We start from the raw sequence: 24,080 nt of genomic DNA, 5'->3' as shown, positions 1-24,080 counted from the left end.
AGGGGGTTCTGTCACTGGCTTTGCCCTCGTGATAGAGGGCTTTTTATGACGGAATACTGAAGCAGAAAAAGGATGGCTGGCGCAGGATCAATCGCGTTCAATGGTTAAAGCAACGCCCTGGCCACCACCGATACACAGCGTCGCCAGGCCTTTACGCGCGTCGCGTTTAACCATTTCGTGCACCAGTGAAACCAGAATTCGACAGCCGGAAGCGCCAATAGGATGCCCCAGCGCAATCGCGCCGCCATTAACGTTTACCCGTCGCTCATCCCATTCCAGCATTTTTCCTACCGACAACGCCTGGGCGGCAAACGCTTCGTTGGCTTCGATAAGGTCGACCTCCGTCAGTTGCCAGCCGGCACGCTCCAGACAGCGCCGGGTAGCATATACCGGCGCAATCCCCATTAGCGCAGGATCGACGCCGACGCTGGCAAACGCGCGGATGCGCGCCAGCACCGGCAGCCCCAGCGCCTGGGCTTTCGCCTCGCTCATCATCATCACCGCGGCGGCGCCATCGTTGATTGAGGAGGCATTACCCGCCGTCACCGAACCTAAACTATCAAACGCCGGATGCAGCAGGGCTAACCCCTCCGCACTGGCGTCGGCCCGCGGTTGTTCATCCGTATCGACAATTGCGGTCTGCCCATTACGTTGCGTGACGATGGGGACAATCTCATCTTTAAAACGTCCGGTATCAATCGCGGCCCTGGCTTTTTGCTGCGAACTGAGCGCATAAGCATCCTGTAACTCGCGGCTGATGCCATATTCCCGCGCCAGGTTTTCTGCCGTCACGCCAATGTGATAATCGTTGAAGGCATCCCATAAGCCATCATGTACCAGACTATCCACCAGATTGTCGGCATCAGGCAACGCGCCGGTACGGCTGTCATTGAGGACATGCGGCGCACGGCTCATATTCTCCTGCCCGCCCGCAATAACAATGTCCGCTTCGCCGCACTGAATAGCCTGCGTCGCCAGGTGCAACGCTTTTAAACCGGAACCACAAACGTCATTAATGGTAATAGCGGAAACGGTAGTCGGCAGCCCTCCTTTGATGGCTGACTGGCGCGCCGGATTCTGCCCGGCGCCAGCCGTCAGCACCTGACCGAGGATGACCTCATCGATAGCGTTAGCGTCCACGCCGGTGCGCTCAATTAACGCTTTTACGACCATGCTCCCCAGCTCGACGGCGGAATGACGGGCCAGCGTTCCCTGAAAACAGCCGATGGGTGTCCGTAAAGCCCCCACTATCACAACCTCTTTCATTACCACCTCAGCGCAAAATGACACCGCCATAGTAGAGCATTGTTAAAATTAGTTATCTTGATTGTTTAAAAAAAGTGAGTTTTATCACAAAGGAAATGACGCTGATTTGACGGTGGCGCAGCTTATTTCTGCTGCAAATGGTAGCGAAGCCAGTTCCCCGCCGTTCCGGGCGGCGTCTTCTTGTTCCACAGCAAATCAATAGCAATCGCCCTCGGCCAGCCAGGAACATCCAGCTGCGCCAGCGGTTTTTCCGCCGCAAACTCTTCCACCAGCGCGCAGGGCAATACGCACCAGCCAAATCCCTGAACCGCCATGCTCAACAGTAATAAATAGTTTGGCGCTGACCAGGCCGGGCCGCGCGTAATGTTGGCATTAGATTCAAGGTAGGTATTCAGACGCAGCTCGCGCCAGGTATGCAGTTGCTCCCATTGCAGGTTCGTCTGCGACGCCAACGGATGCGTGGTCGCCACATAAACCCCCATCCAGCTTTGAACAGGCAGACGCGTCGCGCCAATGTTTGTGGGATAGTCATCACGCGCTTCAATCAGGCCTATCTGGGCGCGCCCTTTTTGCAGCAGGTCGATAACATCATCATTTTCTCCGATCAAGCATTCAAACTCGGTATGCGGAAATTGACGATCAAACTGCACCATTAACTCTTCCAGACTGTCAGGGTGCAGGGTATCAGAGAGGACGAACGTGAGCCTTGCCTCCGTCTCGCCGGATAACGTCAGCGCCACCTCATCCAGACGGTCGCTCGCCGATAAAATAGCCTGAACGTAGCTAAGCACCCGTTTTCCTTCTTCGGTCAGAACGGGCTGGCGCGATGATCGATCAAATAATGAAAATCCCAGATCCGCCTCCAGATGCGCAATGGCGGTACTAATGGTGGACTGGCTTTTACGCAGGCGGCGCGCCGCCGCAGAAAACGAACCGCAAGAGACGGTCTCAACAAATGCCATTAACGCTTCAGGTGAGTAACGCATAACCTATCTACTTTATCGATGGATGTTATCTTTTAGGTATCATATTAAACGATAAAATAGCGGAAATTTCTTTAGTTCGATTAAGAGTAAGGTTTTTTCGTTTATGCAACATGACGCCATACAACGTCGCTCGCTGCCGGAGCGTATTTTCCATGCTGTCTGTTTTGAAGGTATTGCGACTGCAATACTGGCGCCAACGACCGCCTGGCTAATGCAGCGCTCGGTGCTGGAGATGGGCGGCCTGACAATATTGCTGGCAACGACGGCCATGATCTGGAATATCATTTATAACGCTCTGTTTGATCGACTGTGGCCTGCGCATCAGGTGAGACGAACCGCCAAAGTGCGCGCATTCCATGCGTTAGGATTTGAAAGTGGGTTTATTGTCATTGGCGTGAGTATTGTCGCCTGGGTACTGAATGTCAGCCTGCTACAAGCATTCACCCTGGAAATTGGTTTCTTCCTGTTCTTTTTGCCGTACACGATGCTGTACAACTGGGCATACGATGTTTTACGCCAACGAATAGTGACCCGCCGCCAACAGCGCGTTAGTGCATGATATTGCTCTTTTTTGCCGGGATCGCAACGCTCCCGGCCCTCCTCCTCCACGACATCTATCTGCTTAAAACGCCCCCAACTGACGCTATTTATGGTAAATTGCTCTTCTTTTTGTGTGTTTTATAGTTGATAAATTCAAATAATGTCTAAAATTTGGTCAAAAGATGAGACTCTCTGGAGTTTTGCATTATACGGAACGGCTGTAGGCGCAGGCACTCTTTTCCTTCCCATCCAGTTGGGATCGGCAGGCGCAATCGTGCTATTTATTACCGCGCTGGTCGCCTGGCCTCTGACATACTGGCCGCATAAGGCGCTGTGTCAGTTTATTCTTTCCTCAAAGACTTCTGCCGGTGAGGGAATTACTGGCGCCGTTACTCATTATTACGGCAAGAAAATCGGCAGTATTATTACCACGCTTTATTTCATTGCGTTTTTTGTCGTGGTGTTAATTTATGCTGTGGCGATTACCAATTCCCTGACAGAACAATTAGCGAAGCATATTCAGATAAATATTCGCATCCGGATGGCAGTTAGCTTCGGCGTAGTACTTATCCTGAATATGATTTTCTTAATGGGAAGACATGCCACTCTTCGCGTAATGGGCTTTTTAGTCTTTCCACTTATCGCTTACTTCTTGTTCCTTTCGCTCTACTTAACCGGAAGCTGGCAACCCTCGTTACTGACCGGGCAGATGTCTTTGGATAGTCACACGTTGCACCAGGTATGGATTTCTATTCCGGTGATGGTTTTTGCTTTTAGCCATACGCCCATTATTTCGACGTTTGCCATCGACAGACGGGAAAATTTTGGCGATCAGGCCATGGATAAATGCAAAAAGATCATGAAGGTCGCCTATCTGATTATCTGCCTGAGCGTGCTGTTCTTTGTCTTTAGCTGCCTGCTCTCCATTCCGCCGTCATACATTGAAGACGCGCGCAACGAAGGCGTTACCATCCTTTCCGCGCTCTCGATGATGCCCAATGCGCCGGCCTGGCTCTCTATTTCCGGTATTATCGTTGCCGTCGTGGCCATGTCGAAATCTTTCCTCGGCACCTATTTCGGCGTCATCGAGGGCGCAACCGAAATGGTAAGAACCACCCTACAGCAGGTTGGCGTGAAAAAAAGCCGGGCGTTCAATCGCGCGCTGTCTATCATGCTGGTTTCCGGGATTACGTTTATTATTTGCTGTATTAACCCGAATGCCATCTCTATGATTTATGCCATTAGCGGCCCGCTCATTGCGATGATTCTGTTTATTATGCCCACGTTGTCAACGTACCTGATACCGGCATTGAAACCCTACCGTTCAGTAGGTAATTTCATTACGTTGGTCGTCGGTTTACTTTGCGTATCGGTGATGTTTTTCGGCTAAAGTAAAAGATAGCCGGGATATAACTCCCGGCTATTTTATATAAGAATCCAGCACCTTTAATATTACGTCCAGATCTTCTTCACGTCTGGCTTCATCACTCTGATGAACGATATGTTCGGTCAGATGCCCTTTAATCACCTCGCGCATTAAGCCATTTACCGCGCCGCGAATCGCCGCGATCTGTTGTAACACGGCCGCGCATTCATGCGGTTCATCCAGCATTTTTTTTAGCGCTATCACCTGCCCCTGAATCTTGCTGGTTCTGGCTTTAAGCTTTTGTTTGTCCCGGATGGTATGTGACATTACAACACCTCACTAACATTAACGAATACAAATTATAGCATTACGATGCTACTGGGGGGTAGTATTCCATACTGGGGGGGAGTAGAATGACGCCCACATAAAACAACTAAGAATCATTCTCATGGGTGAATTTTCGACACTTCTTCAGCAAGGAAACGGCTGGTTCTTCATTCCCAGCGCCATTTTATTAGGTATTTTGCACGGGCTTGAACCAGGGCACTCCAAAACCATGATGGCGGCTTTTATCATTGCCATTAAAGGTACGGTTAAACAGGCCGTCATGCTCGGTCTGGCAGCAACGCTTTCTCATACCGCGATCGTCTGGTTAATCGCGCTGGGTGGGATGTATCTTAGCCGGGCATTCACCGCACAATCAGTGGAACCATGGCTGCAGTTAATTTCTGCGATTATTATTCTGAGCACCGCGTGCTGGATGTTCTGGCGGACATGGCGAGGCGAGCAGCAGTGGCTGGCGGGAAACCACCATCACGACCACGACCACGACCACGACCACGACCACGACCACGACCACGACCACGACCATCATGGTCACATACATCCGGAAGGTGCAACGTCAAAAGCGTATCAGGATGCCCATGAACGCGCCCATGCTGCCGATATTCAACGCCGTTTTGATGGTCAAACAGTGACTAATGGACAGATCCTGCTGTTCGGCCTGACCGGAGGGCTTATCCCCTGTCCGGCTGCGATCACCGTTTTACTGATTTGTATCCAGCTTAAAGCGTTTACACTGGGCGCCACGATGGTGCTGAGCTTTAGTCTTGGCCTGGCATTAACGCTGGTGACGGTAGGCGTTGGCGCGGCGATAAGCGTTCAACAGGCAGCAAAGCGCTGGAGTGGTTTTTCGACGCTTGCCCGGCGGGCGCCCTATTTTTCGAGCATTCTGATTGGTCTGGTCGGCGTGTATATGGGAATTCATGGCTATACCGGGATCATGCAGTAAATATGTAACGCTTCTGCTCAGGCCGTATCATTCACGTCGGGTTTCATTCCAGAAGCGTTTTTACTTATCAAACGGTATGAAAGGCCATACATTCAGCGTCCCGCCTGAATTCTGTATTTTACTCCACTACAGGCAAAACATACCCCACCGCCACCGGGTGTAGCCGGCGTGTCAGTGTTTCTGGATAGGGTCGCCGGAGGCGGGTTATTGCGGCGCGATAAACGGAGTTCGCTGCAGTGATTTACAAAACCGGGTACCAAACAGCAGTTCCCGTAATCGGTTCCGCATTCCCAGCTTCACCAGTAACCGGTATTTGTCCTGCCAGATTTGCTTCTCCTGTGTATTCAGCCTTCCACACAACGCTGACAACCTTCCTCGTCCACGGTAAACTTCCTGAAGCAAGCGTAACTGGGCCAGGCTCACTCCACATGCCAGTATCTCCCGGTGCATCAACTGATCCATATAGTTCATCAACCGCTTCGGATTGTTAAATATCGGTGGCACTTCCAGAAAGCCCGTCACCGGATCCGGAGATAACAAAAAGGCGTCCAGCCCTCCTGTCCTGCGCAGGCGTGCGCCCCCGGCCCACTGTTCATCCCGCCGCCACCGAATAAGTATCTCCGCCAGTTCCTGCTCCAGCAGCGCCGGGATGCCGCCGTATACCTTCAGTACCACCCGGTCGCTGAAAAACAGCTCATCGCTGATAATCATAACCGGGTAGTCCGGCAGTATCTGTCTCAGGGAATAGAACAAAAAGAGATGTTCACGGGGACGCAGACACAGTATCAGTATGGCCTCCGGTTTCCGACGTAATTGCTGCAACAGAACAGGCAGCCTGTATGCGGTTTCACAGTTGCAGCCCGGCAGAAATCTTCGGACCAGGTGTGCCACGGCGATCGTCACCGGCCAGCAGTCACCGTAAACGATAATCTGCCGGGCCGGCATCCGGTTATGTTCCGTCATCCTCATCCTCCTTCTTTTTCAGGATCTTTCCCGCATTTCTGTTACTGCACAGCCGGTTCCACAGTTCATTTGCCATCGACCTGTCACCATTACCGACCCGGCGTTTTGATACCAGCGGCGGTCCGGCTTTTTCACGGCGCGTGGACGGGGTGGGACTGTCAAGAACCCGGATAACATAAATCTCATAGCGTCGTGCTTTATTAGGCAGGGTCTGGTGACGGCAGATGCTGACCACCCGCGATGTTTTGCTTCGCAGATAGGCAATCAGGTAGCTGGCCCGTCTGGCCGTGATGTGAAACGCCTCTGCTATCTGGTTACGCTGAACCCAGTTCTGCTGCAACAGGCACCAGTGTGCCACAATGATATACAGGGGCTCGTCGGCATACTGGCGGACGCTTTCCGGAATAAAACAGGCATCATGGTTGGTCTGTCCGGGATAATGAATATCGTTACCTGAAAAAACTATCTTCTCTTTTGATTTATCAGAAGACATGCAGACTCTCCGTTTTTTAGTGAAAAAGACCGAGAAGAAAAAATAATCATAAAGATAAATTTATATCTATTTTTAATTAACTATCAGGAAATGGTATTTAATTCTGCTAATTGTAAGTAACAATCACTGTCATTGCGGCTGAAAAAGCACCTGTTTTAATTACCGCACCGGGTATAGCTTCGACCTTTGCTTTATACTGTTTTATAATTTTGCCACCGGCACCGTTATCAAGATGGATAGATCCCATATCTGTTTTCATATTAAATTTAACTGGTGTGTTATTATCCACATCAATTACCGACAGTCTGAAACCATTGTATTCTTGTTTATCATTCTTAAGAAGCACGGCGCTGTCAGCATCTGCCAGTGTCAGACCGTTGGTCCTGAACTCTATAGCCAGCGGGGCGTCGAACGGGATCTGCGTTCCGACATTCTGTTGTGCTGTAACGGTGAAAGGTACTTCCCTGGGCACCATGGTTTCCTTATATTCCGTATAAAAATGCCCCATTTTGATGGTAGCAGAAGGAGAAATAATAACCTTGCCTGAGTTGTCAGGAATCATCCTGATATTAAAGGCAGAAACCGACAAAGGTGTATACGGTTTAGTTGGTGACGGTACGGTTGATGGTTTATAGGGAAGAATATCAAATGTACTTGCCGGAACGTTTATGTTCAAAAAACCATATTTAAAACTTTGTTCAACATAAATACGTACAGTAAGTTTTCCACTCAGATTATATGTTTTATTCTGTTCCAACTCTTGACCAAATATCTTTGAGCTGGACCAGCCGGCAAAACCTGCCTGTATCTCCCGCCATGAAAATTTAACAGGATCTCGACTACCCTCCTGAATAAACAACTCCATACCAAGACCGCTCTTTTTCAGGGCTTCCACCATTGGTTGCACATTCTTAAGACTGATAGTGGCATTATAAGGTTCTGAATAAGTATTAATTGCAGTTATGCAGGTATAACTGAAGGGAATGTCTTTAATTGTCTGTAGTTCATCACCTGTGCCATATTGCCCTGCTTTAATATTAATATTCTGGATGTTAACACTCCCAGTGGCATTACAATATGACCATTCGATAGCTGCCTGCGCAGAATCACAGACAGCAAAGAAAAAAAATACACCTGACAGTATCAGTGATTTCATATTGAATAATCTTCCTGTCATGATGTCGCCCCTGCGTCCTTAAACGCACAGTTCAGGGCATCGCAGGTGTAGCGATTCATCTGCAGTCCCCCGTAATCATCAATATACCCCACCCACAGCGTCCGGGTTTCTGCCGGCAGAACAGCCTTTAAAGGCAGGTTCCCCAGGGGCGGCACCATCACGCCCTCGCGGAAACCGCTGAGCCTGTGGCTACGGTCTGCTCCCAGCCACGCCACAGTGATGTAGTACGGCGTCGGGTTTCTGAGGGTCAGGTGTCCCGCATTCCGCTCAGCGGTCAGCTTTCTTTCCGGCTGGTCATTGCTGCTTCTGATAATGGCTTTCGGACGGTAAAACAGTTTCAGCTGGCTCTGCATGGCCAGCTGCAGGACGTTGTCGTCTTCCGGCTTCGGGGGAACGCCCCGCACGTTAAACCAGAACAGCGTTTCCCTGTCCTGAGGGAGCTTATCTGTCAGCCCACGAACCTGGGTGATACGGACCTGGGATTTCTGTCCGGCATCAATACGCTGCAGCGGCGGCAGCGCCATCAGCGCATCGGTTCTCACCCCGTCAGCGTCCGTCACCCAGGACTGCGCCAGGAACGGCGTGGTTTTGTCATCGTTATTCAGCGTGATGGCCACCGTTTTCTGCGGCGCATCCATGATAATACGGGTCCGGTCAACATTGACGGCCGCCGGGCTGTACTGGCTCCATGCTGCCGCCAGTGCGAGTAAAATCACACGGCTTCTTCTGCTGTTTTTCACCTGTTTTCTCCTTTAGACCTGCTCTGTTACAGGGATATTTTTATCTGCAGGGCAGTAACAGCGGCCCCCGGCTGAGTGTCACCGTTTCCGGCAGGGTGAGTCTGCACTGCACCCGGCCATCCCAGGACACATTCAGGGTCCGGCGGTCTTCCCCGCTGAGACCTGTCAGGTAGGCCAGACCGCCATCTCCGACCATCCCCGCGGTTCTGCCGGTTTTCCCGGACACCACCAGGGCGCCAAACGGCGGACTTGCGCCATCAGCCAGCCGGATATGACCGAGCACCTGCTCCCCCTGGCTGGCGTCAATCTTCCGGTAGCCCACCGCGCCCTCCGTCAGTACCTGACTGATGACGGAGCTGCTGACGTCCACGTCCTCCGGCAGGGCGGCCACATCAACCGAAATATCGCTGCGGCGATAGCTGCTGCCGGCGCTCACCACGCCCACCCCGAAGCGGTTGGTCACCCCGCTGTTGCCGTTCACCGGCACACCGGCCACGTCTCCGGTATCTATCATCATGCGGGGCTCATTCCCGGCCATCGACTGGCTGAAAGCGGCACCGTGGGCGGTGGCAGTCACCGAGCCGTACCAGCTCAGGCCCAGGCTGCGGTACTGTCCGGGCTGCAGGGTGGCGTCCGCTGCCGCCTGGCCCCACGGCAGACGGCTCTGCACGCTGCCGCTGAAGCTGCTGTTGCTGCCGGTGTCATAACGGTTATGACCGGCGCTGATGTTCCATGTAGTGTCCGGGTTATGGAAATCGCTGTAATTCACGGTCTGCTGCAGGCCGCCCCGGTTATCTTTCTGTACGCTGTAACTCACCTGGCGGCTGTCTCCCCACGGGATACTGATGGTGGCGTAGACCTGGTTCTGGCTACCCCCGCCGGTGTACTGGTTACGGGCAAACGACACCGAGGCCGAGAGTCCCTGAAGGTCGCCGAGACTGAACACCTTGTTGAGGCTGAGCATGTAGTTATTGTTGGACTGTGCGTTCCAGTAATTGAGCCGGCTTACCGAGAGGGCCGCGCTCATGTTGAGTACCGGAACGGACTGGCTATAAGTCACGGTGTAGCTCTGTTTTTCATGCCATGCATCGCCGCCGTCAGTGGCCCGACGCTGCAGGTACTCCGGCATGGACAGAAAATGGCGGTCCGAGAAGCGGTATCCGACGAACGCCAGGGTACTGCCGGTTTTATCAAACGTTTTGGCATAGTTGATACGGTAGCTGTAACCGGACTGCTTCTGCCCGTGCGGCAGCCGCGCATCTGAACGGGTGACGTCCGCAGACAGAGCGCCCAGCAGCCCCATATTCTGGCCGATCCCGAGCGCAGCGGACCGGTAGTCGCCGGTGGAGGCAATGAGGCCGCCATACAGCGACGTGTTGTTAAATGCTCCCCAGGTGGCCTCCCCGAGCAGAAAGTCAGGGCTGACCGTGCTGTTGTTATGCGTACCTCCGTACAGCGGACGTCCGGCGGCCACCTTATAGCGAACCTGCCCCTGGCGTGCCATAAAGGGAACGCTGGCCGTGTTGACCTGCCAGGTCCGGACGCTGCCGTCGCTTTCCCGGACGCTGACATCCAGGTTGCCGCTGATATTCTGGCTCAGGTCGGGAAGCTCAAAAGGCCCCGGCGACACCCGGGTCTGGTACAGAATGCGACCATTCTGGCTGACGGTGACCTGTGCATTACTGTTCGCAATGCCGCTAATTTTCGGGGCATACCCCTGAAGAGAGGGCGGCAGCATGCGCTCATCGCTGGCCAAAGTGAGCCCGGCAAAGCGGAAGGAGTCAAAAATAGCGGAGCTGAGGTACGTCTGTCCGAGCGTCAGTTTTGAGCGCAGTGCTGGCAAGGCACGGAACAGATACGTCTGCGGCAGATAAAAATCGGACTGTGATGCGCCCTGCCCACTGTCAAAACGGCTGTACTGGTAATCGCTCCGCAATCGCCAGGCGCCGAGATTAAACCCGGCGGTGCCGTAGAGGCTGTAGCTGGTAGAGGTTTCCCCCTGCTGCGGCATATAGCGGTTGACCATCAGGCTGTAATCAAGCAGGCCGGCGGTGACGCCGTCGCTCCAGCGTGAAGGGGGCACCCAGTCCGGGTCCTGATAACGCATCCAGGCCTGGGGAATAATGAAGGTCAGACGCTGATTTTCAGCGCTGTACCGTACCTGACTGTCAGCGGAGCGCAGCTCAAGGCATTGCCCGTCCGGGATACCGGTAACGGGTTTCAGGCCATGAATAATCTTATCCTTAAGACCCAGCATGGCCACCATGTCTGTTGTCACACAGATGACGGCCGCGTCGAGTCCGGCAACCGGTACAACCCTGACCGGATACTGTTCCCGTACCGGCTGGTCATTGAGCCAGATATCGAGAATATAGTTACCGGGCGCCACATACCCCTCGCGGCTGAAGGCCGTGAGGTCCACGTTAGACAGGTTCCCGCTGTCCAGCAGGCTGGCATTGAACTCCGTGGCCTGCGACTTCAGGACGGAAAATGTCAGGGTAATCAGAATGGCAAGCCGGGTAATTTTCATGGCATGGCGCTTTCGTGTTGTCGTCCGTGTAACAGACAGCCCGCAGGCACAGTCAGATATAAAAGCCGTCCGATCCCCTCCGTGGACGGCTTCTCCCTGTCGTTATTTACCGCGTGAAATCACAGGTATTTCAGGGTGTAGGTGACGGATGCGTTAACATCGCCAGGAGTTGCGGCACCTGTCAGGGCTATCAGGCGGGCAAAGAAGTTGAGTTCGTTATTCCCGGCTTGCAGTTGCTGAGCTTCGCCATCCGGCATCGGGGTATTAGGTGTAATCAGTGAGGTATTGTCACTTTTCAGAAGCTGCACACCAACATGCTGGGCACTGCCGGTGCTGACGTAAGCTTTACCTGAGGTATCAGCTGTGCCACTGAAAGAGACGGTTACTTTAGACATTTTCCCTGCGGAGCCAGCAGGATTTGAACCTGCATCATTCGGATCGAAGGCGCAGTTCTGCAGATGAATGGTGAACGGTTTTGATTCCGTAGTTGCGTCGGCGGTATTCAGTTTACGGTAAGAAATCTGTCCAAACGGAACGGTGATCGCATCGTCGCCCGGTGCGATATCACAGGGTGAGTTGGTGATGGTACCAGTGAAAAGAATTTTACCTGAGCCGAACGGGCCTGCTGTGGGTGGATCGACTGCATATACAGAAGCGCCATACATCATACCGGCAGCCGCCATGGCAAGTATTATTTTATTACGCATAGATAATATGTCCTTTGGGTGAATGAGAATTATTTTGCAAAGGCTGAAAACAACTCTGAGGGTATTAATGAAAGCGTTCAGAAAAGATTCGTATGAATAATAAACGCCTGGTGTTAAACGAAGCACCTGAACTTTCCATCGAAAAATATTGATTTCAGCTAATGCCTAATCAGTTGTAAGAAAATTCTTATTCAAATTAAAACAATAAAAATAGATCGATACGATCGATGATTATGATCGTAATTTAAGAATAATCATCAAAGAAATACTTTTTAATGTAATTATAAGCGGGTGAATACCTAACAGACAGATATTCGCAGCGGACATGAAATATTTTGTAATATGTTATCGGGAATGTATGTTTTGCTTTTCCATTACACTGGATATTTACAAAACATAATACTAATCATATATAACAATGAAATTACTGGTAGCATAAAAAACTAGATATAACGCAAGTAAAAGGCATTTAATTCCAAAACATTAACTTAATAAATCATTATGAACCATCATAAGTGGAAGGAATAAAAAATAATAAATGAAATGATATTCTTCTGTATTTGTGATGGGCATCACAATAGATATAAATGCAGGTACCCTGACATTTCTGAACTTCGCGGATGAAATTTAAAAACAATGCCGACAGCAAAGAACAAACTGGTAATAGCTGTCAGACATAATGCTGCCTGCTGTAATGTATACAGCAGGCTGGGGGATATTAATGCGCGGCGTCGTGCTGCACGGAGTGCGTGGGTGATTCCTGAACTGACTGAGAGTCTACAACTATGCCATCCTGAGCTGATTTCAGTAATAGACCTGCCTGATAGTATTTTCCTTCGTTCATCAAGGAAAGCGCTGTGGTCACATCCTTACGGGTTTGCTGAAGAGGAATGAGTTCCTGATTTTCAATAACACTGACGCCTGCTAGTTTCAGGGCCTCTATAGTCCCTTTTTTATCTCCTTCTTTCATTTTCTGGTTTGCTTTATTAATAGCATCATTTTTCTGGCCCGCAGGGAGATAATCTTCTGCTACCGTAATCGATGAATTTATCCGAATATAGTGGTCTCCTTCAACTGGGGCTTTTTTATCTGATTTGACATACAGATTCCAGTCAGTGCTGTCATCGTTCAGGAGTTTTTCTGCTTGCGCAGCCAGTTGTTCCGCCTTTTGGGTGCGACCATTAAACAACTCGAATCGCGACATTCCGATATCACGCATGGCCTGCCAGGCCTGTCCGGATATCTTGTCATTATTCAGAGTAACGTTATCAGTCATGTTTGTTGCGGCCATAATATTTCCTGAAAACAGGATAACCATCAGCGCAACGCCTGGCATAATATGGCTTTTCATAATCCATCATCTCCACAAAGTAACATTTTTTATCGGATTATCCTATTCAGAACCGGTAACCCACGCCAAGATTAAAACCATTGCTATTAAGGCTTCCGCTGTTATGGGTAGCATCAAAATCCGCTCCCTCATAACCCAGAGTTATAGCGACACTACTGACCGGGGTATAAGCCACGCCAGCAGAATAACCATATCCGACCTTACTGTCAGACTCATTTATCCCGTGATCACGCTGATGCAATAATACGGGGCCCACTTGACTATACAGACTTAACTGGTTATTTATTTTCCATGAGGGGCCTGCAAGCAGGGAGTAATAACGGGTTGTTACACGACCATTACTGCTTTCATCGGAATAGCGCTGGCTTCCATTTAGCCATGCAAATGAGGTTGTCATCCCCCAGTCCGGTGACATTTCATAGTTGTTTGCCAGCCGTACCCCACGCAACGTCCCGGCGTGATTAGTATGGGACTGGGCGTATCCAAGTGAAAATGTACTGGCATTATCGTCTGCCCATACCGGACTGGCTGCAGCAGACAGCAGAACAATACCGGTACTTCCGGCTAATAGCATTTTGTTCATCTTCTTCTCTCCGGTTATTTTACCTGATGCCTTACTGGCATGTATTAAGTTAAAATCTTTCCGTGATAACAAACTATAAATAAATCTTTTAAATTATGAGCACTGTTACGCCAGCAAATAACTTTATCTCCGGCTGTCGGGAGGCTATTCACGAAAATATATCCAGGCCAGAAACAGTATTTAATAATAAATAAACTGGAAAATAAAAACTGACAAAAATAGAAGTTCACTGATATATACCAAAAATAATTTGAGTTGCTGAAAGGCGGCAAGGGAGTGAGTCCCCGGGAGCATAGATAACGCTGTGACCGGGGAGAGCAACAAATCTGCCGGGAGCAGACTTGAACGTCGCATGCGACGGCCCGTCAGGGCGAGGCCCATGGATGGACTGAGTAATCCGTAGCTAACACATAAGCCACTTGAAGTATGAAGGGTATATAACGGGAAAGAAGGCCTATCGGCCTGGTAAATCAACGTCTGTGATTTAAGTTGCAGGAAACGGCTATGGAGAGGGGGATGCGGCAGTTATCGGGCAGTAACGGCATTGTTCAGTGAGTATCCAGGAAACAAAAAAAGAAGGGAGCGGTACTCCCTTCGTAAACATGTCAGAATACGACATTTTGGTACTCTTTTATTTATTATCTGGCCGTAAAAGTTATGCTGTTGGCAGATATCTCCAGTCAACATAAAAAAATACCACCAGCTAAAAATGTGATGCAAACCACCATTAAGCAGGTAACCAAATTGACTGTGCCACTAAATCCGGAAAAGAGTTTGAATCCGGGGATAACATCTGATGCAGAAATTAGCACCAGTCTTCGATTCGGATACCCGGAATGCGTTCAAACTCGCGGAGATTGTTTGTGACGACGACCAGTCCGCGGCTACGGGCATGGCCAGCAATCATCTGGTCATAAGGCCCGACAGGTGTTCCCTTGCGGGCCAGTTCGGCACGGATTTGACCGGTATGTATCGCTGCCTGTGTATCGTAATCCAGAACCTCAAGGCGGGAGATAAATCCCTCCACGACGGCAAGATTACGCTCCGGCGCCAGGCTTTTTTCAGCACCGTAAATCAGCTCCATTAAGGTGATGGAGCTGATACACATTCGGGATGTATTGAGGTTGAAGCGTTCTTTGACGTGTTCGGGCTTATTTTTGATGGTGAAAATACAGGTATTGGTATCAAGCATGAATTTCAGCATCAGAATCCTTCCCGTTCCTGTACTGCGGGTTGTTCTCTGGTACTCATAAAATCAGTACTGGCGCCTTCGCCATCGAACCAGCTGTCCCAGGATTCTCCGACTGGAGTAATGATTCTGCTTCTGCCAACCGCAATGATTTCGACATGTTTCACATCATCCGGAAAGGATATCGATTTAGGCAATCTGACTGCCTGGGTCCGGTTACTAAAAAAAAGTGTTGTGTGCATAACTGCCTCCTTTCTGGATATACAACGCGTATATCCATTATGAGTAGAGGCGATGTATATGTCAAAGAGATATACAGGAAAAAATAATCCAGTCACATGACGCGCACTCCGCAGGGCATCCTTGTCCAACCCCGGCAATCGGGGAAAGCGAGTTTCCCCGACTCCGGCATTTCTGAATACATCCAATGAAGGAAATACCATGCAAACAATGCATAAAAAACATATGTGCCCATGGCTTCTGCCCGGTTTGCTCGGTCTGGCTCGGCGTGCGCCAGTACCGCATACTTACGCAGCCATCATTGAGGCAGGATTTTATCCGGAAGGTACAGATCTCCAGCTTGTTCTTAAGATAATTGAGACCGCGCGACAGGAAATCCGTCTGATGGACTATTCCTTCACCTCTTGGGAGGTGGTCCGGTTCGAACATTCAGTGAGTACAAAATTCTCCATGTCAAAGTGATCGTCAGCGACGACCGCCACACCGAGGTGGACGCGTCAGAATCGCTGATCGGACACGTCGCAATCTACACTCTGACTTATAAGCCAGCCTGAAGGGGCATGTTGGCTTTGACGATCAGGCAAAAAACAACGGCGAATAAAGTCGTATGATGATCTTCACATTTATCATCATCAGCGTTCATATTACTCAACCTGTAATCAACCTCTGGCGTTTTTCTGTATCCATCACAACCATTTCCGGTAAAGGTAAAAAAGGGATTTGAACCTTTCCGGAGATGATAATGAAGGTAAATGCATGGACAATTTTGCTTATGTCGGCGCATCTGACGGCCTGTGCCGTCCCTGGCACAGAAAAATATCAGACCAGCATGGACAGCGTTACGGCAGAAAAAATAAGCCGGATTATCCAGTCGGATGTCATTCCTTATAAAGGCGAAAACCATGGAGAAGTTATCAGCCGCGTATCGTCTGCTTTTCTCGGAACACCTTATCAGGCGGATACGCTCATCGGTGGGCCCGGCATCCCCGAAGTCCTTGTAGCGAATTTCAACGGCGTGGACTGCTTTACCCTGGCTGATTACGTTGAAGCCCTGGCCCGCAGCGATAATCAGAAATCGTTTCTGCATAATCTTGCCAGGACTCGCTACGCCGCGGGCAAAGTTGCTTATCTCAGCCGCCGGCACTTCTTCTCTGACTGGTTCGCCGCAACACCGCGTAATGCACGGGATGTAACGCCGGATATCAGCCCTGATTATGTCGTTGTTGACAAGCAGCTTAACCATAAACCTGATGGCGGCGAGTACATTCCTGGTCTGGGCATCCATCCTCGTAAAATAAATTACATTCCCGGAAGAGCCATCAACCAGCAGGTCATGAACCACCTAAAAAACGGGGATTATATCGGTGTCTACTCCCCGCTTGACGGGCTGGACGTTTCACATGTGGGTATCGTAGTTCGCCATGATGAACAGGTGTGGTTCAGGAACGCCTCCTCATTGGCCGCAAACAGAAAAGTGGTGGACACACCGTTTATGGAATACATGCATTCCAGACCGGGCATCGTTGTGCTGCGGGCTGAATGATAAAGTCATTACCGGAGTCGCCAGCTGATAATAGCCGTCCGACATAGGTATTGAAACCCTGTGTACTGTGGGGCCGACACGGAAAATTGCTGTAAATTCGTGGATTTAGTAAATACTAGAAGATATTTGTCTGGAGCGGGCGAAGGGAATCGAACCCTCGTATAGAGCTTGGGAAGCTCTCGTTCTACCATTGAACTACGCCCGCTTTGAGATGCGTAAGGCATTATAAACCTTACGCTCTGGTTGGCAAGAGACTTACTGGCTGACTGGCGATTAATTCGCCGTCAGCACTTCGGTTTACTCCCCTGCGGCGGCAGATAACGCAGCGGATCGATGGCCGTCGCCCGGTAGCGAATCTGGAAGTGTAGTCTTACGGATGCGGCATCCGTGCTGCCCATCGTAGCGATTTTTTGCCCCGCTTTAACGCTTTGTCCATTATTAACCAGCATGGTGTCATTATGAGCGTAAGCCGTAATGTAATCTTCATTGTGCTTAATCATGATGAGATTGCCGTAACCGCGCAGCTGGTTCCCGACATAGACAACTTTACCCGCTCCCGCCGCATAAACAGGCGTTCCGCGCGCGCCCGCAATATCGATCCCCTTATTTCCGCCCTCCGCGGTGGAATAAGGTAAAATCACTTTACCGTTAGCAGGCCATACCCAACAACGCTGCCCCACCGGCGGCCAGGAGGATTTTGGCACCGAAGATGACGGTCTGACCGCAGCAGTTTTTGTTGCTGTTTTATTGCTGGTTTTGCGTGTTGAACTGCTACTCTTTGCGCTGCCGCGCACTTTAATTCGCTGCCCCACCTCAATAGTATAAGGCGGAGAAATGCCATTCAGTCGGGCCAGTTCTTTCACGCTGGTTCCCGTAGCGCGCGATATACGATACAACGTATCGCCGCGCTTAACGGTATAGACGGAGCCGGAATACGTTCCTGAGCCGGAATTACTGGAACACCCCGCCAGCAGCAGCCCTGTGCATAACAGCACCGCAATACCCAGGCTATTTTTGTTCAGGCGTCCTGCGCTCAAAACCATTCCTCACTCTATTGACAGACGCCTTATGATAGCAGCCAAATGCCGTATGCCCAATCCATTGACGCCGGAAAGGGTCCGCGCGGATGATGATGCCGCGAATATCCGATATGCCAGCATAATATCGACTCACGGCACAATGGTGCTCGTCTGCGTTCTGTCAGGGCCTGTTTTGGTAATGCCTTTCTTTCTGTTATGCGCTACGCTGATCGTCTGAGTATATGGCCTGGCCATGCTGCCGGGTCATTTTAATTTTCAGGAGCTTTCATGACTGAGGAACATGTCGTTTTATTGGATGAGCAGGATAAGCCTTCCGGCACACTGGAAAAGTATGCGGCTCATACGCTTAATACGCCTTTGCATCTGGCTTTCTCCTGCTGGCTATTTAACGAAGATGGTCAGTTGCTGGTAACACGACGGTCGCTGAGCAAGAAAGCCTGGCCAGGCGTGTGGACGAATTCGGTTTGCGGTCATCCGCAACAAGACGAAACCACCGAAGAGGCGATCATCCGCCGTTGTCGGTTCGAACTCGGCGTGGAAATTACCGATCTCACCCCCGTCTATCCGCACTTCAGCTATCGGGCGACAGATCCAAACGGTATTGTGGAAAATGAAGTCTGTCCGGTATTTGCCGCGCGGGCAACCAGTGTGTTACAGGTTAACAGCGAAGAGGTGATGGACTATCAGTGGAGCGAATTTAAAAGCGTATGGAAAAGCCTTCTCGCTACGCCGTGGGCATTTAGCCCGTGGATGGTCATGCAAGCGTCAGACGAACAAGCGCGTGAACGACTGCTCAATTACTGCCAGCGTTAAAGATTGCCTGATGGCGCTACGCCTGAACAAAGAGATGCCGGATGGCGGCTAATGCCCCATCCGGCAATTTACATCTTATTTCACCGGACGCATCGCCGGGAACAGAATAACGTCGCGAATCGTGTGGCTGTTAGTAAACAGCATCACCATACGGTCGATACCAATTCCCAGACCCGCTGTCGGCGGTAAACCGTGTTCCAGCGCCGTCACGTAGTCTTCGTCGTAGAACATGGCTTCGTCGTCGCCCGCCGCTTTTGCATTAACCTGATCCAGGAAACGCTGCGCCTGGTCTTCCGCATCGTTCAACTCGCTAAAGCCATTGCCGATTTCACGACCGCCGATAAAGAACTCGAAGCGGTCAGTGATTTCCGGGTTCACATCATTACGACGCGCCAGCGGAGACACTTCAGCCGGATATTCGGTGATGAAGGTCGGCTGAATCAGATGCGCTTCAGCGACTTCGTCAAAGATCTCGGTGACGATACGGCCCAGACCCCAGCTCTTCTCGACGTGAATGCCGATGCTTTCAGCAATCGCCTTCGCGGAATCGAAGTTGTCCAGATCAGCCATATCTGTTTCCGGACGATATTTCTTGATCGCTTCACGCATGGTCAGTTTTTCGAACGGCTTACCGAAGTCAAACACTTCATCACCGTACGGAACCTGGGTGGTGCCCAGAACATCCTGCGCCAGCGTACGGAACAGAGACTCAGTCAGCTCGATCAGGTCTTTGTAGTCCGCATACGCCATATAGAGTTCCATCATGGTGAACTCAGGATTATGGCGCACGGAGATGCCTTCGTTACGGAAGTTACGGTTAATTTCGAATACGCGTTCGAAGCCGCCAACCACCAGACGCTTGAGGTACAGTTCCGGCGCGATACGCAGGTACATGTCCAGATCCAGCGCGTTGTGATGGGTGATAAACGGACGGGCAGACGCGCCGCCTGGGATCACCTGCATCATCGGCGTTTCGACTTCCATAAAGCCGCGAGCAACCATAAACTGGCGAATACCAGCCAGGATCTTCGAACGGGTTTTGAAGGTGTTACGGGATTCATCGTTAGAGATGAGATCCAGATAACGCTGGCGATAGCGCGCTTCCTGGTCCTGCAGGCCGTGGAATTTATCCGGCAACGGACGCAGCGCTTTCGTCAGCAGGCGCAGTTCGGTGCAGTGGATAGACAGCTCGCCGGTTTTGGTTTTGAACAGCTTACCTTTCGCGCCGAGGATATCGCCAAGATCCCACTTCTTGAACTGCTCGTTGTAAACGCCTTCCGGCAGATCATCGCGCGCCACATACAGCTGAATACGGCCGCCTACGTCTTGCAGGGTAACAAAAGAGGCTTTACCCATAATACGGCGAGTCATCATACGGCCCGCGACGGACACTTCAATATTCAGCGCTTCCAGTTCTTCAGCTTCTTTCGCGTCAAACTCTGCGTGCAGTTGGTCTGAGGTACGGTCACGACGGAAATCGTTCGGGAACGGGATACCCTGCTCACGCAGTGCAGCCAGCTTCTCGCGACGTGCCTTCATTTCATTGTTAAGATCGACTACCTCGTCAGCGCCCTGTGCGTTTTGTTCAGACATGTTGATTCCTCATAGCCCTGCTTTCAAACTTGCTTCGATAAATTGATCCAGACTACCGTCCAGTACCGCCTGTGTATTGCGGGTTTCCACCCCAGTACGCAGGTCTTTAATGCGGGAATCGTCCAGGACATAGGAACGAATCTGGCTTCCCCAGCCGATATCGGACTTAGTGTCTTCCATCGCCTGTTTTTCAGCGTTCTTTTTCTGCATCTCCAGTTCATAAAGCTTCGCTTTCATCTGCTTCATGGCCTGGTCTTTGTTTTTGTGCTGCGAACGGTCGTTCTGGCACTGCGTCACGATTCCGGTTGGAATATGGGTGATACGCACGGCGGATTCCGTACGGTTAACGTGCTGACCGCCTGCGCCAGACGCGCGATAGACGTCGATACGCAAATCCGCCGGGTTAATGTCGATATCGATATCGTCGTCCACTTCCGGATACACAAACGCGGAGCTAAACGAGGTATGACGGCGACCGCCGGAGTCGAACGGGCTTTTACGCACCAGACGATGTACGCCGGTTTCAGTGCGCAGCCAGCCATAGGCATATTCGCCGGAGATTTTGATAGTCGCGGACTTAATGCCGGCGACTTCCCCTTCCGACTCTTCAATGACTTCCGTCTTGAAGCCGCGCGCTTCCGCCCAACGCAGATACATACGCAGCAACATGCTGGCCCAGTCCTGTGCTTCAGTACCACCGGAACCGGCCTGAATATCGAGATAGCAATCGGCGCTATCGTACTCGCCGGAGAACATCCGGCGGAATTCCAACTGCGCCAGCTTCTCTTCCAGCGTATTCAGTTCCGCGACGGCTTCGTTAAACGTCTCTTCGTCGTCAGCTTCTACCGCCAGTTCCAGCAGCCCGGAAACGTCGTCCAGCCCCTGAGTCATTTGATCAAGCGTATCGACGATCGCTTCGAGCGATGAACGCTCTTTTCCCAGCGCCTGCGCGCGCTCAGGTTCGTTCCAGACATCCGGCTGTTCCAGCTCGGCGTTTACTTCTTCCAGACGCTCTTTCTTAGCATCGTAGTCAAAGATACCCCCTAAGAACGTTGGTGCGTTCCGTGAGGTCCTGAATGCGGTTATTCACCGGGTTAATTTCAAACATGGTCTGATTTCTTTTATTTGACTTGTCAAAATGCGGTTATAAGGGCGAAATATTAGCGGATTTCGCCCCTTAATTACAGCGAAAGTGTTGTTAAATCGCCCCGATCATAGCGGCCAAATATCATCGATAATAATCTGTAAACTACGGTTGCCGCGAAACTCGTTAATGTCCAGTTTATAAGCCAGTTCTACCTCCCGCACGCCGTTATCCGGCCAACAGGTCGTATCAATATTAAATGCGATGCCATCCAACAGCGGGCCGCCGCCGACAGGCTCCACCATCACCTTGAGGTGACGCTCGCCCACCAGACGCTGCTGTAGCAGACGGAAACGACCATCGAATAACGGTTCCGGGAACATTTGCCCCCACGGTCCGGCATCCCGCAACAGTTGCGCCACTTCCATAGACATCTCCGCCGCGCTTAATGGACCATCGGAGATCACCTCGCCTTGCAACAGGGCAGGATCGAGCCATTCCGTCACCAGCTCGCCAAAACGTTGCTGAAACTGCTCGAATTTATGCTCTTCCAGCGACAATCCCGCCGCCATCGCATGACCGCCGAACTTGATCATCAGATCAGGGTAAAGCGTATCCAGCCGTTCCAGCGCATCGCGCATATGCACCCCCTGAATCGATCGGCCTGAGCCTTTTAGCGTGCCGTCGCCCGCAGGCGCAAAGGCGATCACCGGGCGGTGAAAACGCTCTTTAATGCGCGACGCCAGAATTCCGACCACGCCCTGGTGCCATTCAGGATGATACATCGCCAGACCGCCCGGAAGCGTTTCACTACTGCGCTCAAGCTTTTCGCACAGGATAAGCGCTTCCGCCTGCATCCCCTGCTCTATTTCTTTGCGCGTCTGGTTAAGCGCATCCAGCTCGCTGGCCAGAACACGCGCTTCGCCGAGGTTGTCGCACAACAGTAACGCCACGCCAACGGACATATCATCCAGCCTGCCGGCGGCATTCAGGCGAGGCCCCAACGCGAAGCCTAAATCACTGGCGGCAAGCTGCTGCGGATCGCGATTCGATATCTCCAGCAACGCTTTAATTCCCGGACGGCATTTCCCGGCACGAATACGACTTAGCCCTTGCCAGGTCAGAATACGGTTGTTAGCGTCCAGCGGCACAACGTCTGCTACCGTACCCAACGCCACTAAATCCAGCAGCTCCGCCAGATTCGGCGGCGCGATGTTGCGCTCGTCGAACCATCCTTTGTCGCGCAAAAATGTTCGCAACGCCAGCATCAGGTAAAACGCCACGCCGACGCCCGCCAGCGACTTAGACGGGAATTCGCAGTCGCGCAGATTGGGATTAATAATCGCTTCGGCATCCGGCAACGTGTCGCCTGGCAGGTGGTGATCGGTCACGATCACCGGAATCCCCAACGTCTTTGCATGCGCTACGCCGGCGTGGGATGAAATGCCGTTGTCTACGGTGACGATAAGCTGCGCGCCGCGCGCCTTCGCCTGATCGACCACTTCCGGGCTTAAACCGTAGCCGTCCTCAAAGCGATTAGGCACCAGATAACTGATGTTGTCACATCCCAACGCACGCATTCCCAATACGCTTAGCGCAGTACTGGTCGCGCCGTCGGCGTCAAAATCGCCAACAACAATAATGCGGATACCTTCGCGAAAGGCGTTGTAGAGGATCTCCACCGCGTTATCTATGCCGCTAAGCTGTTGCCAGGGCAGCATTCCTTTCACGCTGCGCTCCAGTTCGTGGGCGCTACGAACGCCCCGGCTGGCATATAAACGTCGTAGTAATGGAGGAAGATCGGCGGGGAGTTCCGCCGTCTCATCAGCCTCGCGCCGACGAAGTTGTCTCTGTTGTTTCACGCGTATTATTTACCACTGGTCTGTTTTTGATGCTCATCAAGAAACGCTTTCATCTCTTTCGGTCCCTGATAGCCAGGCACCACATAGCCGTTACTCAATACAATGGCTGGCGTACCGCTAACGCCCAACTGCACGCCCAACGCATAATGATCAGCAATGTTCACGTCACAGCTTGCCGGTTTCACGCCCTTACCTGCCATGGCGTCATCAAACGCTTTGTTTTTGTCTTTGGCGCACCAGATAGATTTCATATCCTGCTCCGCCTGGCTTTCCAGCCCCTGGCGCGGGAAGGCCAGATAACGAACCGTGATCCCCAGCGCGTTATAATCTTTCATCTCTTCATGTAGCTTATGACAATAGCCGCAGGTGATATCGGTAAAAACAGTAATGACATGTTTCTCATCCGGCGCTTTATAGACGATCATCTCTTTTTCCAGCGCATTTAGCTGGCTCATCAGCAGTTTGTTCGTCACGTTTACCGGATGCGCGCCGCTCACGTCATACATCGGCCCTTGAATAATATGTTTGCCGTCATCAGTGACGTACAGTACGCCGCTGTGAGTGAGGACGGTTTTCATCCCTGCCACTGGCGAGGCCTGAATTTCCGTACTCTGAACGCCCAACTTAGCCAGCGACTGACGGATAGCCGCATCATCCGCATGGGCCACGCCTGAAAACGCCGCCGCCAGTAAAGTGAACATCATAAAACGCTTTTTCATAAAC

General features: G+C 51.4%; 24 protein-coding genes and 1 tRNA gene. 6 read left to right on the top strand and 19 right to left on the bottom strand.

What is annotated here, in order from left to right; translation table 11 throughout:
- Window positions 1-87: 87 nt before the first annotated feature.
- Entirely contained in the window at window positions 88-1,266 is a 1,179-nt protein-coding gene (locus J4617_RS09290) for an acetyl-CoA C-acetyltransferase (protein WP_000665980.1), read from the bottom strand.
- A 122-nt stretch (window positions 1,267-1,388) separates the two neighbouring features.
- Window positions 1,389-2,252, bottom strand: coding sequence for a LysR family transcriptional regulator (locus J4617_RS09285; protein ID WP_017465481.1), 864 nt, complete (start codon window positions 2,250-2,252; stop codon window positions 1,389-1,391).
- 103 nt (window positions 2,253-2,355) lie between these two features.
- Here J4617_RS09285 and J4617_RS09280 point away from each other — a divergent pair, with 103 nt between their 5' ends.
- The gene (locus tag J4617_RS09280; RefSeq protein WP_017465480.1) at window positions 2,356-2,811 is read left to right on the top strand and encodes a multidrug/biocide efflux PACE transporter; all 456 of its coding nucleotides are present in this window, start codon (window positions 2,356-2,358) and stop codon (window positions 2,809-2,811) included.
- A 141-nt stretch (window positions 2,812-2,952) separates the two neighbouring features.
- Window positions 2,953-4,182 carry an amino acid permease gene (locus J4617_RS09275; RefSeq protein ID WP_017465479.1) on the top strand — a complete coding sequence of 410 codons (1,230 nt, stop codon included), beginning with the start codon at window positions 2,953-2,955 and terminating at the stop codon, window positions 4,180-4,182.
- A 30-nt stretch (window positions 4,183-4,212) separates the two neighbouring features.
- Here the strand turns inward: J4617_RS09275 and rcnR are convergent, their stop codons facing one another.
- Entirely contained in the window at window positions 4,213-4,485 is a 273-nt protein-coding gene (gene rcnR / locus J4617_RS09270; RefSeq protein ID WP_000019953.1) for a Ni(II)/Co(II)-binding transcriptional repressor RcnR, read from the bottom strand.
- A gap of 121 nt (window positions 4,486-4,606) precedes the next feature.
- Here rcnR and J4617_RS09265 point away from each other — a divergent pair, with 121 nt between their 5' ends.
- Complete coding sequence (locus J4617_RS09265; RefSeq protein WP_000503690.1) at window positions 4,607-5,449, top strand: nickel/cobalt efflux protein RcnA; 843 nt, start codon at window positions 4,607-4,609, stop codon at window positions 5,447-5,449.
- Between the two features lie 204 nt (window positions 5,450-5,653).
- Here the strand turns inward: J4617_RS09265 and J4617_RS09260 are convergent, their stop codons facing one another.
- The 10 genes from J4617_RS09260 to vapB all read right to left on the bottom strand — a co-directional run bounded on the left by J4617_RS09260 (window position 5,654) and on the right by vapB (window position 15,424).
- Window positions 5,654-6,412, bottom strand: a complete 759-nt coding sequence (locus tag J4617_RS09260) for a transcriptional regulator (protein WP_000134795.1) — start codon at window positions 6,410-6,412, stop codon at window positions 5,654-5,656.
- Window positions 6,399-6,905 (bottom strand): CaiF/GrlA family transcriptional regulator, encoded by a 507-nt coding sequence (locus J4617_RS09255; RefSeq protein WP_000093329.1) that lies wholly within the window; start codon window positions 6,903-6,905, stop codon window positions 6,399-6,401. The genes J4617_RS09260 and J4617_RS09255 overlap by 14 nt, the downstream gene beginning before the upstream one ends.
- A 106-nt stretch (window positions 6,906-7,011) precedes the next feature.
- The gene (locus tag J4617_RS09250) at window positions 7,012-8,082 is read right to left on the bottom strand and encodes a fimbrial protein (RefSeq protein ID WP_017465476.1); all 1,071 of its coding nucleotides are present in this window, start codon (window positions 8,080-8,082) and stop codon (window positions 7,012-7,014) included.
- Window positions 8,079-8,822 (bottom strand): fimbrial biogenesis chaperone StdC, encoded by a 744-nt coding sequence (stdC, locus tag J4617_RS09245; RefSeq protein WP_000798500.1) that lies wholly within the window; start codon window positions 8,820-8,822, stop codon window positions 8,079-8,081. The genes J4617_RS09250 and stdC overlap by 4 nt, the downstream gene beginning before the upstream one ends.
- Window positions 8,823-8,862: 40 nt before the next feature.
- Complete coding sequence (stdB, locus tag J4617_RS09240; RefSeq protein WP_000705488.1) at window positions 8,863-11,352, bottom strand: fimbrial outer membrane usher protein StdB; 2,490 nt, start codon at window positions 11,350-11,352, stop codon at window positions 8,863-8,865.
- Window positions 11,353-11,471: 119 nt separating this feature from the next.
- Entirely contained in the window at window positions 11,472-12,059 is a 588-nt protein-coding gene (locus J4617_RS09235) for a fimbrial protein (protein ID WP_001244643.1), read from the bottom strand.
- 718 nt (window positions 12,060-12,777) lie between these two features.
- Complete coding sequence (locus J4617_RS09230) at window positions 12,778-13,410, bottom strand: YfdX family protein (RefSeq protein ID WP_000835265.1); 633 nt, start codon at window positions 13,408-13,410, stop codon at window positions 12,778-12,780.
- A 46-nt stretch (window positions 13,411-13,456) separates the two neighbouring features.
- Entirely contained in the window at window positions 13,457-13,993 is a 537-nt protein-coding gene (locus J4617_RS09225) for an STM3031 family outer membrane protein (RefSeq protein ID WP_017465475.1), read from the bottom strand.
- A gap of 805 nt (window positions 13,994-14,798) precedes the next feature.
- Complete coding sequence (gene vapC, locus J4617_RS09220) at window positions 14,799-15,197, bottom strand: tRNA(fMet)-specific endonuclease VapC (RefSeq protein WP_001748684.1); 399 nt, start codon at window positions 15,195-15,197, stop codon at window positions 14,799-14,801.
- On the bottom strand, window positions 15,197-15,424 hold the full coding sequence (vapB, locus tag J4617_RS09215; protein WP_000557545.1) for a toxin-antitoxin system antitoxin VapB: 228 nt from the start codon (window positions 15,422-15,424) through the stop codon (window positions 15,197-15,199). The genes vapC and vapB overlap by 1 nt, the downstream gene beginning before the upstream one ends.
- Window positions 15,425-15,632: 208 nt before the next feature.
- Here vapB and J4617_RS09210 point away from each other — a divergent pair, with 208 nt between their 5' ends.
- Together J4617_RS09210 and J4617_RS09205 are read left to right on the top strand one after the other, a co-directional pair.
- The gene (locus tag J4617_RS09210; RefSeq protein WP_001748683.1) at window positions 15,633-15,884 is read left to right on the top strand and encodes a hypothetical protein; all 252 of its coding nucleotides are present in this window, start codon (window positions 15,633-15,635) and stop codon (window positions 15,882-15,884) included.
- A 274-nt stretch (window positions 15,885-16,158) separates the two neighbouring features.
- On the top strand, window positions 16,159-16,965 hold the full coding sequence (locus J4617_RS09205; RefSeq protein WP_077907190.1) for a DUF1460 domain-containing protein: 807 nt from the start codon (window positions 16,159-16,161) through the stop codon (window positions 16,963-16,965).
- Between the two features lie 131 nt (window positions 16,966-17,096).
- Here J4617_RS09205 and J4617_RS09200 read toward each other — a convergent pair.
- Together J4617_RS09200 and actS are read right to left on the bottom strand one after the other, a co-directional pair.
- Window positions 17,097-17,170: transfer RNA gene (locus J4617_RS09200), tRNA-Gly, on the bottom strand.
- A 79-nt stretch (window positions 17,171-17,249) separates the two neighbouring features.
- Window positions 17,250-18,008 carry an amidase activator ActS gene (gene actS, locus J4617_RS09195; RefSeq protein ID WP_000244328.1) on the bottom strand — a complete coding sequence of 253 codons (759 nt, stop codon included), beginning with the start codon at window positions 18,006-18,008 and terminating at the stop codon, window positions 17,250-17,252.
- A gap of 264 nt (window positions 18,009-18,272) precedes the next feature.
- Here actS and idi point away from each other — a divergent pair, with 264 nt between their 5' ends.
- Window positions 18,273-18,818 (top strand): isopentenyl-diphosphate Delta-isomerase, encoded by a 546-nt coding sequence (gene idi / locus J4617_RS09190; protein ID WP_000133986.1) that lies wholly within the window; start codon window positions 18,273-18,275, stop codon window positions 18,816-18,818.
- A 75-nt stretch (window positions 18,819-18,893) separates the two neighbouring features.
- Here the strand turns inward: idi and lysS are convergent, their stop codons facing one another.
- The 4 genes from lysS to dsbC all read right to left on the bottom strand — a co-directional run bounded on the left by lysS (window position 18,894) and on the right by dsbC (window position 24,076).
- Window positions 18,894-20,411, bottom strand: coding sequence for a lysine--tRNA ligase (gene lysS / locus J4617_RS09185; protein ID WP_000003339.1), 1,518 nt, complete (start codon window positions 20,409-20,411; stop codon window positions 18,894-18,896).
- A 9-nt stretch (window positions 20,412-20,420) separates the two neighbouring features.
- Window positions 20,421-21,519, bottom strand: a protein-coding gene (prfB, locus tag J4617_RS09180; protein WP_010989230.1) for a peptide chain release factor 2 whose coding sequence is annotated in 2 segments (ribosomal slippage) — window positions 20,421-21,443 and window positions 21,445-21,519 — 1,098 coding nt in all. Because the reading frame shifts where the segments join, the coding sequence is not laid out codon by codon here.
- A 104-nt stretch (window positions 21,520-21,623) separates the two neighbouring features.
- Window positions 21,624-23,357: a single-stranded-DNA-specific exonuclease RecJ gene (gene recJ / locus J4617_RS09175; RefSeq protein ID WP_208290683.1), complete on the bottom strand. Its 1,734-nt coding sequence runs from the start codon at window positions 23,355-23,357 to the stop codon at window positions 21,624-21,626.
- A 5-nt stretch (window positions 23,358-23,362) separates the two neighbouring features.
- Window positions 23,363-24,076: a bifunctional protein-disulfide isomerase/oxidoreductase DsbC gene (dsbC, locus tag J4617_RS09170; protein WP_000745614.1), complete on the bottom strand. Its 714-nt coding sequence runs from the start codon at window positions 24,074-24,076 to the stop codon at window positions 23,363-23,365.
- Between the last annotated feature and the right edge of the window lie 4 nt (window positions 24,077-24,080).

The organism is Salmonella sp. 32010601201800023SM (genome assembly GCF_017572235.1).
GTDB classification, from domain to species: Bacteria; Pseudomonadota; Gammaproteobacteria; order Enterobacterales; family Enterobacteriaceae; genus Salmonella; species Salmonella enterica.
Note: the sequence above shows the minus strand (reverse complement) of the source record. Positions and strands in the feature narration are given on the sequence as shown.

Excerpts from the sequence above, each read along its gene's own strand:
- vapC (WP_001748684.1), bottom strand. The coding sequence starts at position 15,197 with ATGCTGAAATTCATGCTTGATACCAATACCTGTATTTTCACCATCAAA.
- idi (WP_000133986.1), top strand. The coding sequence starts at position 18,273 with ATGACTGAGGAACATGTCGTTTTATTGGATGAGCAGGATAAGCCTTCC.
- actS (WP_000244328.1), bottom strand. The coding sequence starts at position 18,008 with ATGGTTTTGAGCGCAGGACGCCTGAACAAAAATAGCCTGGGTATTGCG.
- J4617_RS09275 (WP_017465479.1), top strand. The coding sequence starts at position 2,953 with ATGTCTAAAATTTGGTCAAAAGATGAGACTCTCTGGAGTTTTGCATTA.
- stdB (WP_000705488.1), bottom strand. The coding sequence starts at position 11,352 with ATGAAAATTACCCGGCTTGCCATTCTGATTACCCTGACATTTTCCGTC.
- vapB (WP_000557545.1), bottom strand. The coding sequence starts at position 15,424 with ATGCACACAACACTTTTTTTTAGTAACCGGACCCAGGCAGTCAGATTG.
- J4617_RS09260 (WP_000134795.1), bottom strand. The coding sequence starts at position 6,412 with ATGACGGAACATAACCGGATGCCGGCCCGGCAGATTATCGTTTACGGT.
- lysS (WP_000003339.1), bottom strand. The coding sequence starts at position 20,411 with ATGTCTGAACAAAACGCACAGGGCGCTGACGAGGTAGTCGATCTTAAC.
- J4617_RS09290 (WP_000665980.1), bottom strand. The coding sequence starts at position 1,266 with ATGAAAGAGGTTGTGATAGTGGGGGCTTTACGGACACCCATCGGCTGT.
- J4617_RS09230 (WP_000835265.1), bottom strand. The coding sequence starts at position 13,410 with ATGAAAAGCCATATTATGCCAGGCGTTGCGCTGATGGTTATCCTGTTT.
- J4617_RS09225 (WP_017465475.1), bottom strand. The coding sequence starts at position 13,993 with ATGAACAAAATGCTATTAGCCGGAAGTACCGGTATTGTTCTGCTGTCT.
- J4617_RS09255 (WP_000093329.1), bottom strand. The coding sequence starts at position 6,905 with ATGTCTTCTGATAAATCAAAAGAGAAGATAGTTTTTTCAGGTAACGAT.
- J4617_RS09250 (WP_017465476.1), bottom strand. The coding sequence starts at position 8,082 with ATGACAGGAAGATTATTCAATATGAAATCACTGATACTGTCAGGTGTA.
- J4617_RS09265 (WP_000503690.1), top strand. The coding sequence starts at position 4,607 with ATGGGTGAATTTTCGACACTTCTTCAGCAAGGAAACGGCTGGTTCTTC.
- J4617_RS09210 (WP_001748683.1), top strand. The coding sequence starts at position 15,633 with ATGCATAAAAAACATATGTGCCCATGGCTTCTGCCCGGTTTGCTCGGT.
- J4617_RS09280 (WP_017465480.1), top strand. The coding sequence starts at position 2,356 with ATGCAACATGACGCCATACAACGTCGCTCGCTGCCGGAGCGTATTTTC.
- rcnR (WP_000019953.1), bottom strand. The coding sequence starts at position 4,485 with ATGTCACATACCATCCGGGACAAACAAAAGCTTAAAGCCAGAACCAGC.
- J4617_RS09285 (WP_017465481.1), bottom strand. The coding sequence starts at position 2,252 with ATGCGTTACTCACCTGAAGCGTTAATGGCATTTGTTGAGACCGTCTCT.
- J4617_RS09205 (WP_077907190.1), top strand. The coding sequence starts at position 16,159 with ATGATAATGAAGGTAAATGCATGGACAATTTTGCTTATGTCGGCGCAT.
- dsbC (WP_000745614.1), bottom strand. The coding sequence starts at position 24,076 with ATGAAAAAGCGTTTTATGATGTTCACTTTACTGGCGGCGGCGTTTTCA.
- J4617_RS09235 (WP_001244643.1), bottom strand. The coding sequence starts at position 12,059 with ATGCGTAATAAAATAATACTTGCCATGGCGGCTGCCGGTATGATGTAT.